We start from the raw sequence: 12218 nt of genomic DNA, 5'->3' as shown, positions 1-12218 counted from the left end.
CCGCGTTCTGATAACTCAGAGCGTAGTCAAAACCCGCACGGGCGTGTGGGCGACTACTCGACCTGTAACAGAACCTGACGATTTTTTACCTGATCGCCGACCTTGACCTGCACCCGCTTGAGCACGCCGTCGATGCCGGCCTTGAGCGGGTGCTCCATTTTCATTGCCTCCAGCACCACCAGCAACTGACCTTTGCTGACCGGACTGCCTTCGCTGACCAGTACGTCGACGATGGCACCGTCCATGGGGGCTTTCAGGGTGCCGGAGCTGACGCTGGTCTGACTGTCGATCACGGCGTGAGTTCGATCCTCAAGGCGCAGACTGCCGGGATGGCAGAACAACCAGAGTTGCTCGTCATTCTGGCGGTAGGTGTGGCGCTGACGAAGGCCGTCAACTTCCAGCGTGACCGACTGGGCATCGTGATCGATAAGTTTCAATTCAAGTGTGCGTTCGGCTATCTGCACTTTGAACACGCCTTGTGCCTCAGCGAGCAGTTGCACGGTCCAGGTCTGATCGTCGAGGCCGAGGCGATAATGCAGCGGCACATTCGCGTTATTGCGCCAGCCGTTAAGTGGTGCGCGGTGGCTGCGGGCGCTGGTTTGATAGAAAAGTACCGTTGCGATCGCCAACTGCTCGGCATCCGGAATGGAGCGGTGCAGGCAAGGGTGATCACTGAAGTGCCGGGCGATGAAGGCAGTACTGAAGTAGCCGCTGATGAACTGCGGGTGTTGCAACAGACTGGCGAGCAGGCGCTGATTACTCTGTACACCCAATAGCACCGTGTCCTGTACCGCGCGCAACAGTTTGCGTCGGGCTTCCTCGCGAGTGGCACCCCAGGCGATCAGCTTACCGAGCATCGGGTCGTAGAACGGGCTAACCGATTGCCCTTCAAGCAAACCATGGTCGATTCGCGTACCGTGCTGCAGCGCCGGTTCCCAGGCTTGCACTCGGCCGGTTTGTGGCAGGAAGTCTTGCGCGGGATCTTCGGCGTAAAGCCGCACCTCCATGGCATGTCCGTTGAGCTGAACCTGATCCTGGGTCAGCGGCAACGGCTGCCCTTCGGCAACGAGCAATTGCCATGCGACCAGATCCAGCCCGGTAATCAGTTCAGTTACCGGGTGCTCGACTTGCAGACGCGTATTCATTTCCAGAAAGTAGAACTGGCCGCGTGTGTCGAGCAGAAACTCAACGGTGCCAGCGCCAACATAGTTCACTGCGCGCCCGGCTTTCAATGCCGCTTCACCCATGGCCTGACGCAACTCGGCGGTCATCACCGGGCAGGGCGCTTCTTCGATGACTTTCTGGTGGCGGCGCTGGATTGAGCAGTCACGTTCGCCCAGGTAGATCAGGTTGCCGTGCTGATCGCCGAACAACTGCACTTCGACATGCCGCGGTTCGATCAGCGCCTGTTCAAGGATCAATTCGTCGCTGCCGAACGCGTTCAATGCTTCGGAGCGCGCGGTGCGCAGTTGCGCCGGCAGATCAGCCGCATTTTGCAGCAGACGCATGCCGCGCCCACCACCGCCGGCACTGGCCTTGATCATCAGTGGGTAGCCGATTCGCTCGGCTTCGCGCAGCAGAGTGGCGTCGTCCTGTTCGGAACCTTGATAACCGGCGATGCACGGCACACCCGCTTCGAGCATGGCGATTTTTGACTGGCGTTTGCTACCCATCAATTCGATGGCTTCGACGCTGGGGCCGATGAAGATCAGCCCGGCCTGTTCACAGGCACGGGCGAATTCGGCGTTTTCCGAAAGAAAGCCGTAGCCGGGATGGATCGCGTCAGCGCCGCTGCGGCGAGCGGCGTCGAGGATCGCAGGGATGTTGAGGTATGACTGTTGAACGGGGGACGGACCAATGCGAACGGCTTGGTCAGCCATCTGAACGTGCAGGGCCTTGGCGTCGGCATCGCTGAAGACGGCGACGGTGCGATAGCCCAAGGCTTGGGCGGTGCGCTGGATGCGGCAGGCGATTTCACCGCGGTTGGCGATCAGGATTTTGTGGATGGCGGGCATGGTGATCTTCCTGAGTATTTGGCGGTGAATGTGATGGCCTCATCGCGAGCAGGCTCACTCCTACATTTGGAATGGATTTCCCCTGTAGGAGTGAGCCTGCTCGCGATGCTTTTAAGTGGCCCACCGAGGTTTACGCTTCTGCACAAATGCCATGGTGCCCTCGATCCCTTCGTCGCCTGTCACCGCTTCGCTAAACCACTGCGCCGCCTCATCGAGCAATTCACTTGAAGGCTGCCCGGCACTCGCCAACAACAATTTCTTGGTCATGGCATTCGCCTCCGGCGCGCAACACAGCACATGTTGCAACACCTCATCCAGCCGCTCAGCCAGCGCTTGTGCATCCTGCTCGACGAAATGCACCAGCCCCAGACGGCGTGCCTGGTGCCCATCGAAACGTGCGGCGGTCAGTGCCAGTCGACGGGTTTCGGTGAGGCCGATGCGCTGCACCACAAACGGCGCAATCTGCGCCGGCAGTAAACCGAGACTGGTTTCCGGCAAACCGAATTGCGCTTGATGATCGGCAATCGCGATGTCGCTGATACAGGCCAGACCGAAACCACCACCGAGCACCGCGCCTTGCAGCACGGTGATCAGCACTTGCGGCGTGTGCTGTGCTTCTTCCAGCAGGGCGCCGAACGCGCGATTCAGATCGCGGTAAGCCTCGGTGCCCTGAGCGCGGGCGTTGGCCATGTCCTTGATATCGCCGCCGGCACAAAAATGCCCGCCGGCACCGCTGAGCACCAACGCCCGAACAGCGCGGTCATCACGCACAGCCGCCAGCACCTCGCGCAGTTCGCTGACCATCTGCAGGCTCATCGCATTACGACTGTCCGGCCGATTAAGGGTGACGTGCAGCACGCCGCCATGCAGCTCCAGCAACAGCGTCTGGCATTGCGGCAGGCTGCTCATTTCTTTTTCCCCGGGAGGATGCCCATCAGTTTGCAGATAATCCCCAGCATGATCTCGTCGGCGCCGCCGCCAATCGATACCAGCCGGACATCGCGGTAGGCGCGGGCCACCGGGTTGTCCCACATGAAACCCATGCCGCCCCAATATTGCAGGCAGCTGTCGCTGACTTCGCGGCCGAGGCGCCCGGCCTTGAGCTTGGCCATCGACGCCAGCCGCGTGACGTCCTGGCCTTTCACGTATTGCTCGGTGGCCTGATAGACCAGCGCGCGCAGGCATTCGATTTCGGTCTGCAATTCGGCGAGGCGGAAGTGGATGACCTGATTGTCGATCAGCGGATTGCCGAAGGTCTTGCGCTCCTTGCAGTACTCGATGGTGCTGTCGACGCAATATTCCAGGCCCTTGATCATGTTCGCCGCGCCGAACAGACGTTCCTCCTGAAACTGCAGCATCTGCATCATGAATCCGGCGCCTTCATGGCCGATGCGATTGCGCTGCGGCACGCGCACGTTGTCGAAAAACACCTGGGCGGTTTCCGAGCTGCGCATGCCGAGCTTGTCCAGGTGCGAGCTGAGGCTGATCCCAGGCGTGTTCATCGGCACCATGATCAGCGATTTGTTGATGTGTGGTTTGTCGTCCGAGGTGTTGGCCAGCAGGCAGATGAAATCGGCGCTCGGCGAGTTGGTGATCCACATCTTGCTGCCGTTGATCACATAGTCGTCGCCGTCCTTGCGCGCGGTGGTTTTCAGCCCGGCGACGTCGGAGCCTGCACCGACTTCAGAGACGCCGATGCAACCAACCTGCTCGCCAGTGATCGCCGGGCGCAGGAATTCTTCGCGCAGTTCATCGGAGCCGAAGCGGGCGAGGGCAGGCGTACACATGTCGGTCTGCACGCCGATCGACATCGGAATGCCGCCGCAATGGATGGTGCCGAACTCTTCGGCGGCGACAATCGAATAGCTGTAGTCGAGGCCCATGCCGCCGAATTTTTCCGGTTTGGAAATACCCAGCAAACCGAGGTCGCCAGCCTTGCGGAAAATTTCGTGAATGGGAAAGCGTCCGGCCTTTTCCCATTCATCGACGTGCGGATTGATCTCGTGCTCGACGAACTGGCGGACGGTGCGGCGCAGGGCTTCGTGTTCCGGGGTGAAGATCATTTTTATTGTTCTCCGTAAGATCCGTGGCGGTCAGAACCGGCTGACGCCGAAGCTATTGGGTTGCAGCTTGCGAATGTCGGCCTCGTGGCAGATGTCCAGCAAGTAGCCAAGCAGGGTGCGCGTGTCGCGGGGGTCGATCAGCCCGTCATCCCACAGATTGGCGCTGCCGTAGAGCGCGGTGGATTGACTGTCGAGTTTCTGCGCGGTGACTTGTTCGAGCATGTCGAGCATTTTCGGGTCTGGCGTCAGGCCGTCCTTCAACTGCTTGGCTTCGGTAACGATGCGCAAGACTTTGCCGGCCTGCGCACCGCCCATCACCGCCGTGCGGCTGTTCGGCCAGGCGAAGATGAAGCGCGGATCGAGACCACGCCCACACATCGCGTAGTTGCCGGCACCGTAGGAACCGCCGACGACCATCGTCAGTTTAGGCACCCGTGCATTGGCTACCGCTTGAATCAGTTTCGAGCCGTGTTTGATCACGCCTTGCTGCTCGGATTCGGTGCCGACCATGAAACCGGTGGTGTTGTGAAAGAACAGCAGCGGCGTCTGGCTCTGATCGCACAACTGAATGAACTGCGCCGCTTTGCTCGCGCCGTTGGGTGTGATCGGGCCGTTGTTGCCGATGAACCCGCAGGCGCGGCCCTGAATCTTTAGCTGGCCGCAAACTGTTTGCTGATCGAACTCGCCCTTGAATTCGACGAAGCAGGATTCGTCGGCAATGCGCGCGATGATTTCGCGTACGTCGTAAGGTTTTTTCGGATCGTCGGGGATCAGCCCGAGCAATTCATCGATGGGGTAGAGCGGCTCTTTGTATTGTGGCTCCGGCAGCCACGGCAGTTGCTCGTTCCACGGCAGCATACGGAGAATTTCGCGCACCTGACGCACGCCATCGGCATCGTTTTCCGCCAGGTACTCGGCCGTTCCAGCGACCTGCGCGTGCATCTCGGCACCACCGAGTTCTTCATCGGTGGCGACTTCGCCGGTGGCCGCTTTCAGCAGTGGCGGACCGGCGAGAAACAGCTTGGCCTTGCCGCGCACCACTACCACGTAATCCGACAACCCCGGCTGATAAGCGCCACCGGCCGTGGCCGAACCATGCACCACGGTAATCTGCGGCAAACCCATTGCCGACATCCGCGCCTGATTGGCAAAACTGCGCGCGCCTTCGACAAAAATCTCCGCCGCGTAATTGAGGTTGGCGCCGCCACTTTCGGCGAGGGTGATCACCGGGAGTTTGTTTTCCTGGGCGATCTGTTGCAGGCGCAGGGATTTTTTCAGGCCAGTGGGCGAGATCGTCCCGCCCTTGATTGCGCTGTTGTTCGCCACCACCATCGCGCGAATGCCGCAGACGTAACCGATACCGGCGATCAGTCCGCCACCGGCGGAACTGCCGTCCTTGTCGTCGTGCAACTTGTAGCCGGCGAGGCTGGCCAGTTCGAGAAACGGCGCGCCGGGATCGAGCAACAGATTCAAGCGCTCACGGGGCAGCAGTTGCCCGCGCTTGTCGAACCTGGCTTTGGCTTCGGTGGCCTTGTTCAGCAGACTCTGTTCGAGTTGCTGCACATGTTCGATCGCCGCGAGCATGGCCGAGCGGTTGCGGGCAAACGCTTCGCTGTGCGGGTCGAGTCGGGACTGGATCTGCGGCATGGCTTACTCCTTGTCCTTCAGCACATCGGGTAAATACGCGCGGTGGAAACCGTTGAACGACTCGCTGTGGGTCGCCTTGTGCAACGGCCATGCACGGCTGCCGAGGCTGGCCGCGCCGTCGATTTTCAAGGTGCTGCCACTGATAAATGCGGCGGCCGGGCTAAGCAAAAAAACAATCGCCGCACTGACTTCCGACTCGGTACCAATACGCTTGAGCGGCACGTGTTCGCGCAGGGTCGGAATCACCGCTTTGAACGCGCCTTCGTAAGTGTCCATGCCGCTGGAGGCAATCCAGCCCGGCGCCACCGCGTTGACCCGCACGCCGGCATAACCCCATTCGAACGCGGCAGTTTTGGTGAAGTTGTCCATGCCCGACCGCGCCGCGCCAGAGTGACCCATGCCGGGCATGCCGCCCCACATGTCGGCGAGCATGTTGACGATGTTGCCGCCGTGTTTGCTCATCGACTGGTTGAACACTTCCCGCGCCATCAGAAAACCGCCGACCAGATTGGTGCGCAGCACGGTTTCGAAACCTTTCTGATTGATCGAGGCCAAGGGCGACGGGTACTGGCCGCCGGCATTGTTGACCAGACCGTGGATCGGTCCGTGTTCAGCAATCAATTCGCTGACCAGTTGTTTTACCGCTTCTTCATCGCGGATATCGCAAGCCTTCCAGTGCGCGCGGCCACCGTCCTCGGCGATTTCGTCGGTGACCTTTTGCAGTTTCTCCGGCTTGCGCCCGACCAGCAGTACATTGGCGCCGAGGGCCGCCAGTTCATGGGCGGTGCAGCGACCGATGCCACTGCCGCCACCGGTGACGATGATGGTCTGGCCGCTGAACAGACCGGCGTTGAAAATCGACGCGTAAGCCATGCAAACAATCCTCTAGTCGAGCTGTTCGGCGATGCTCTGTGGCACCGGGATCTGGATTTCCAACAGTTGCTGGGCGAAGGCTTTGCCTTGCGGATCGATGCGCAGACTGGCCACGCCGCCACCGCCGAGGGCGTTTTCCAATAGAAAATTCAGGCTGTGGGTGCCGGGCAGATACCAGCGTTCGACCCGGCCGTGGATCGGGTCGAGTACGTGGCTCATCCAGTCGACAACCACGGCCGGGGTCAGCGCTTCGGCGATCCACGGCAGGTATTCGGGTTTGCGCGGCATCACGCCAATGTTGCTGTGATTGCCCTTGTCACCGGAGCGCGCGACGGCCAGTTTCACCAGCGCCACACTGGCATCGGCGCGGCCCTGTGGTTTGGGCGGCTGATGGGGCAGGGGCAAATCCGCGCTGTCGAGTGCGCTGAGCGAAGGCAGGGCGCATGGATAACGTTGACCGGCCATGTCGATCTGTACTGTGCAGGCGCTTTTATCGATCAGGAATGAAAACAGACGAATCAGCGGATACACCGTTGGCCGCCCGCCGACGATGCCGGTCAGCCCCGGCGCCATGCCGGTGGCGGCCTGGGCAATCTCCCGGGAAAACAGTACCAGCGCCTGTTTGTCTGGATGACGTACGGCGAGCTTGATAACCACTTCGCGGCTGTCGCGGCGTTGGCCATGAGGGCCGTAGGTGGCTTCGCTGCCGAGCAGTTCGATGTTGATTTCGCTGTAGGGCGCCCAGCCGCGCTGGCTGAACATTTGAGAAGTCTTGTCGATAATCGCCTGACTGACCCGCTGCGCTTTTTCCACTGCATCGATACCGGCGATCAGGCAACTGGCGGTGCAACGAAACCCTTCCGGGTAGGTGGCGCTGACCTTGTATTTATCGCTTGGTGGCAGGCCTTTGGCGCCGTGGACGTGCACGGCATTCTTGCCTTGTTGCTGAAGTCTGACCCCAGTGAAATCGCAGACTACATCGGGCAACAGATACGCCTGCGGATCGCCGATTTCATACAGCATCTGTTCACCGACAGTCAGCGGGGTGACCAGTCCGCCTGAGCCTTGCGGTTTGCTGACGATGAACTGGCCGTCGGCGCTGACTTCCACGATCGGAAAGCCGATGTGCTCGTAATCCGGCACTTCGCGCCAATCGGTGAAATTGCCGCCGGTGCATTGCGCGCCGCATTCGATGATGTGCCCGGCGAGCGCAGCCTGGGCGAGTTTGTCGTAGTCGTGCCATGACCAGCCGAATTCATGCACCAGCGCCGCACTGACCACCGCGCTGTCGACCACGCGCCCAGTGATGACAATGTCGGCGCCCAGGCGCAGCGCTTCGACAATGCCCGGCGCGCCAAGGTAGGCGTTGGTCGACACGCACATTGGCGGCAGCGGGGCGCCGCTGAACATTTCGGTGATGCCGCTGAGCTGTTTGAGCTGTGGTTGCAGATCATCGCCCAGTAATACGGCGATTTTCAGTGCGACGCCGGCCTTGTCGCAGGCCGCTTGCAGGGCGGCGGCGCAGGCTTGCGGATTGATCCCGCCGGCATTGCTGATCACGCGGATGTTCTGCTCGGCCAGTTGTGGCAGCAGGGGTGTCAGCGCGTCGATGAAGTCGCCGGCAAACCCCGCCTGTGGGTCCTTCATGCGTGCCCCGGCCATGATCGACATCGTGATCTCGGCCAGGTAATCGAACACCAGATAATCCAGCTTGCCGCCGTCCACTAACTGCGCGGCGGCGGTCGAGGTGTCTCCCCAGAATGCACTGGCGCATCCGATGCGAACGGTGGTGGGCATTTTTATCTCCGACTCAGCAACCTGCGACAGAAGTGTCTGGAGGCTACCAAGCAAGCGCTTGGTTTGTAAACAGTTGAGACTATCTTCTGCCCAAGCGCTTGCTTGGTTGCCGCTGGCGGCTTAAATTGCGCGCAACCCTGCGGTTTCAGGGGGCAACAGACTGATCGACTGTAGGAGAGAACGGGTGGACGAGCAAAAAGCCCTGAGGGTCATGCGCGATTTGGTCGACGAAGGCCAGTTGACTGACCCTGACAGCGCCCGCGGCAAATTGCTGCAAGTGGCCGCTCACCTGTTCCGCAACAAAGGCTACGAACGTACCACGGTGCGCGATCTGGCCGGCGCCGTCGGCATCCAGTCGGGAAGCATTTTTCATCACTTCAAAAGCAAGGATGAAATCCTCCGGGCGGTGATGGAGGAAACCATCCGCTACAACACCGCGTTAATGCGGGCAGCTCTGGCCGATGCGGCCAATGTGCGCGAACGCGTGCTGGCGCTGATTCGCTGCGAACTGCAGTCAATCATGGGCGGCAGCGGTGAAGCCATGGCGGTGCTGGTTTATGAGTGGCGTTCGCTGTCCGAAGAAGGTCAGACCCAAGTGCTGGCACTGCGCGATGTCTACGAGGACATCTGGCTGCAAGTGCTGGGTGAGGCCAAGGACGCAGGATTTATCCGTGGCGATGTATTTATTACCCGACGTTTCCTCACTGGCGCACTGTCCTGGACGACCACCTGGTTCCGTGCCGGCGGCAGTTTGAGCCTCGATCAGTTGGCCGACGAGGCGTTGATTCTGGTCCTCGAAGAGCGTTGAAGCACTTTCTATCGGGCCGGGAAACTGGCTAACTGGGCGAAACCGCCTAGCTTGAATGCATTGATCGGTATTTTTTCGGGGAGTGGGGTGTTTTGAAGTCTTTGCCAATTCGGACGGCCGCGGGCTTGATGCTCGCAGCGCTGGCTGCATTTTGGGTATTGCCCGCTCAGGCAGCGCAATTGGTCCGGGTCGGCGCGGCGCATTTTCCGCCTTACACCGTTCGCCCGGAAAACGGTGCCGACACAGGCCTTCTGCCGCAATTGGTCGAGGCCCTCAATCGCCTGCAAAGCGACTATCAGTTCGTCCTCGTGCCCACCTCGATTCCCCGGCGTTTCGGTGACTTCAAGCAGGGCCGGATCGACATGGCAATTTTCGAGAATCCCGATTGGGGCTGGAAGGAAATTCCCCACACAGATGTCGACATGGGTCTTGAGGATGCGGAAATTTTCGTCGCACAACGCGAAGATGGCCGGCAGCAGAATTATTTCGCCGACCTCACTGGCAAGCGCCTGGCTATGTTCAGCGGTTATCACTACGAGTTCGCCAACTTCAACGCTGACCCGAAATACCTCGCACAGAATTACAACGCCACGCTGACCTATTCCCACGACAGCAACCTGCTGATGGTGCTGCGCGGGCGCGCCGATGTTGCCTTGGTGACCCGTTCCTATCTGTTCGATTACCTGCTGCGTAACGAGAAGGTGCGCGACGAGTTGCTGGTGTCGCAGCGCATCGATCAGGTCTATCACCATTACGCGATTCTTCGTCCGACCGCGCCGATCACCGGCGCGGCGTTTGGCAAGTTGTTGCAGGGTTTGCGCGACAACGGTGAAATGCTGAAGATTTTCGATCCGTACAAGATTGCCGTAGTGCCGGTGCCTCACCACTGAGGCAGCGATTTCTGGGCAAAGCCTAAATTTTCCCTCCCGGATCACGTCCCATCGTTGAACTGTCGACGATTATCGTGAGCCCGACCCATGTCCAATCTGAATGACCTGACTTCCCTGGCCTTGCCTGCGGGCAGTCAACTGATCGCTGATGTCAGCGAAAACCGTCTGAGCCTGAGCCTGGACGGACAACCGCTGATCCGCTTGCGCCTCGATCGAGACGCAAAGGGGCCGATCCAGATCGATGAGCGTTTTGCGTTGCCGCCCGGGCAGGCGTTGTGGGCAGCCTGTTACTGGCTGTTCGCACGGGATCCGGCGTGCCGTCAATTGACCTGGCAACTCGATCAGCCACCGACCGAAGCCTTGCTCAGTGGCTTGCTGGTGAGCACCGAAGTGGCCGGCGAATATCGCTGCGAGCGCACGCTGTTCTGGCAGTTGCCGCAACCGTGGCTCGGCACTTCGCTGAGTGGTAGTTATCCGCAGCAGATGGTCATCAGCCAGGGCAAGCGTCATCCGCTGCGGCCAGTCAAACCGCGCGGTGAAGTGTATCGGCGTTTCGATGCCCGCCTTGGTGCGTGGATTTCCCTGCGCACTGTAGAGATCGAAGCAGACCTGGCGCGCTTCAACCGCTGGCAGAACAGCCCGCGCGTTGCCAGTTTCTGGCAGGAAGAGGGCAGCCTCGAGAAGCATCGCGAATACCTGAGCAAGCTCGATGCTGACCCGCATACGCTGACGCTGATTGGCTGTTTCGATGATCAGCCGTTTGCCTATTTCGAAGCCTACTGGGCCAAGGAAGATCGCATCGCGCCGTTCTACGATGCCGACAACTACGATCGCGGTATTCACATGCTGGTCGGCGAGGAAGAGCACCGTGGTCCGCATAAAGTGGCGAGCTGGTTATCGGCGCTGGTGCATTACCTGTTTCTTGATGATCCGCGCACTCAGCGGGTGGTCGCCGAGCCGCGGGCCGACAACGCGAAGATGATCGGCCATATGCAGAATCAGTGCTTTCACTGCGAGAAGGAATTCGACTTTCCGCACAAGCGCGCGGCGCTGATGATGCTGGGGCGTGAGCGGTTTTTTGATCGCTGCAAGTTGGCTTGAGGTCATTTAAAAGCAAAAGATCGCAGCCTTCGGCAGCTCTTACAGAGGAATGCATTTCCATGTAGGAGCTGCCGAAGGCTGCGATCTTTTTTATCTGTCGGCGCGGTCTCAGCGACGACCCACGGCTACCGCATCCTGACGGCTGCCCGAGACCTTGCGGCAGTGCACCAGTGCATCACGAATCATGAAGTTGACCAGGGTTGGCGAAACGCCCAGTTCCTTGGCGATGTCCTTTTGCGGCACGCCGTGCAGCCGGTACATCTCGAACGCATAGCGCGTGCGGCTGGGCAGTTCGGTCAGCGCGTCGGCGATGTTTTCCAGGGTCGAGAAATTGATATGCGAGGTTTCCGGCGAAGCACCCTGGATGACCACATTCAGCCCTTCCTCTTCAGGGCCGGAGTACTTCTGCTCAAGCGCCTGTTTGCGGTAATGATCGATGGCGAGGTTGCGCACGATCTGGAACAGATAGCTCAGTTGAGCCTTGATCGACGACGTGATCGGTGGCGCCGATTGCAGTCGGAAAAACGCATCCTGCACCACATCTTCGGCGCGCGACCGGCAGCCGGTAATGCGGGCTGCAATCTTGACCAGAATCAGTCGATTGTCGACGAATGCCTGAAGTAGCGGTGAATCGCACTTGCTTGTGGATACTTGTTCCGTCATGGAAATCACCTTGCTGCCAAATAGGTTCGTGGGACGCCTTGGGGGATGGGGGCGTCCTACACATCGAGCGACAAATTATGTTGAATGATAATGATTGTCAATTGAGAAAGAGAAGTAATGCGCCACAAAGGTGCGTTCTGAGAACTGCGACACGCCGCCACACCCCGGCCCCATTGGCGATCCAGCCTGCCGACTAATTATTTCAAGACGTCATCCGTTCTCATTGGTGAATGGTTCCCGGTGCACAACCCCGGCCACACCGCATTCCGCAGCCTTGCGCGGTCGGCACAGACCGCGCCCTGCATGCCCTTCGAGGGGCGTGACGCAGCAAACCCGATTCCATTAGCAAGCCGAATTCAGG

10 protein-coding genes are annotated in these 12218 nt (G+C 59.9%); 3 read left to right on the top strand and 7 right to left on the bottom strand.

Features of this window, described 5'->3' with window-relative positions:
* Nucleotides 1-53: 53 nt before the first annotated feature.
* The 6 genes from CKW26_RS09815 to CKW26_RS09790 all read right to left on the bottom strand — a co-directional run bounded on the left by CKW26_RS09815 (nt 54) and on the right by CKW26_RS09790 (nt 8395).
* Nucleotides 54-2015 (bottom strand): acetyl/propionyl/methylcrotonyl-CoA carboxylase subunit alpha, encoded by a 1962-nt coding sequence (locus tag CKW26_RS09815; protein ID WP_095048432.1) that lies wholly within the window; start codon nt 2013-2015, stop codon nt 54-56.
* 111 nt (nt 2016-2126) lie between these two features.
* Nucleotides 2127-2924 (bottom strand): enoyl-CoA hydratase/isomerase family protein, encoded by a 798-nt coding sequence (locus tag CKW26_RS09810; RefSeq protein WP_095048431.1) that lies wholly within the window; start codon nt 2922-2924, stop codon nt 2127-2129.
* The gene (gene atuD / locus CKW26_RS09805) at nt 2921-4078 is read right to left on the bottom strand and encodes a citronellyl-CoA dehydrogenase (protein WP_095048430.1); all 1158 of its coding nucleotides are present in this window, start codon (nt 4076-4078) and stop codon (nt 2921-2923) included. The genes CKW26_RS09810 and atuD overlap by 4 nt, the downstream gene beginning before the upstream one ends.
* Nucleotides 4079-4108: 30 nt before the next feature.
* Complete coding sequence (atuC, locus tag CKW26_RS09800) at nt 4109-5725, bottom strand: geranyl-CoA carboxylase subunit beta (RefSeq protein WP_095048429.1); 1617 nt, start codon at nt 5723-5725, stop codon at nt 4109-4111.
* Between the two features lie 3 nt (nt 5726-5728).
* Complete coding sequence (locus tag CKW26_RS09795; RefSeq protein ID WP_095048428.1) at nt 5729-6598, bottom strand: SDR family oxidoreductase; 870 nt, start codon at nt 6596-6598, stop codon at nt 5729-5731.
* Between the two features lie 12 nt (nt 6599-6610).
* A complete protein-coding gene (locus CKW26_RS09790; RefSeq protein WP_095048427.1) occupies nt 6611-8395 on the bottom strand; it encodes an acyclic terpene utilization AtuA family protein in 1785 nt (594 codons plus the stop codon).
* Between the two features lie 184 nt (nt 8396-8579).
* On the opposite strand from CKW26_RS09790, the gene CKW26_RS09785 reads away from it, so the two are divergent.
* The 3 genes from CKW26_RS09785 (at nt 8580) to CKW26_RS09775 (ending at nt 11194) form a co-directional block, all read left to right on the top strand.
* Complete coding sequence (locus tag CKW26_RS09785; protein WP_095048426.1) at nt 8580-9203, top strand: TetR/AcrR family transcriptional regulator; 624 nt, start codon at nt 8580-8582, stop codon at nt 9201-9203.
* A gap of 92 nt (nt 9204-9295) precedes the next feature.
* Nucleotides 9296-10093: an ABC transporter substrate-binding protein gene (locus CKW26_RS09780; protein ID WP_095048425.1), complete on the top strand. Its 798-nt coding sequence runs from the start codon at nt 9296-9298 to the stop codon at nt 10091-10093.
* Nucleotides 10094-10180: 87 nt separating this feature from the next.
* The gene (locus CKW26_RS09775) at nt 10181-11194 is read left to right on the top strand and encodes a GNAT family N-acetyltransferase (protein ID WP_095048424.1); all 1014 of its coding nucleotides are present in this window, start codon (nt 10181-10183) and stop codon (nt 11192-11194) included.
* A 108-nt stretch (nt 11195-11302) separates the two neighbouring features.
* On the opposite strand, the gene CKW26_RS09770 is transcribed toward CKW26_RS09775, so the two are convergent.
* Complete coding sequence (locus tag CKW26_RS09770; protein WP_095048423.1) at nt 11303-11857, bottom strand: RNA polymerase factor sigma-70; 555 nt, start codon at nt 11855-11857, stop codon at nt 11303-11305.
* Nucleotides 11858-12218 lie beyond the last annotated feature (361 nt).

Origin of the sequence: Pseudomonas sp. Irchel s3h9 (assembly GCF_900187475.1) — a bacterium.
Taxonomy (GTDB): Bacteria; Pseudomonadota; Gammaproteobacteria; order Pseudomonadales; family Pseudomonadaceae; genus Aquipseudomonas; species Aquipseudomonas neuropathica.
This window is presented reverse-complemented; position numbering and strand designations above follow the sequence as displayed.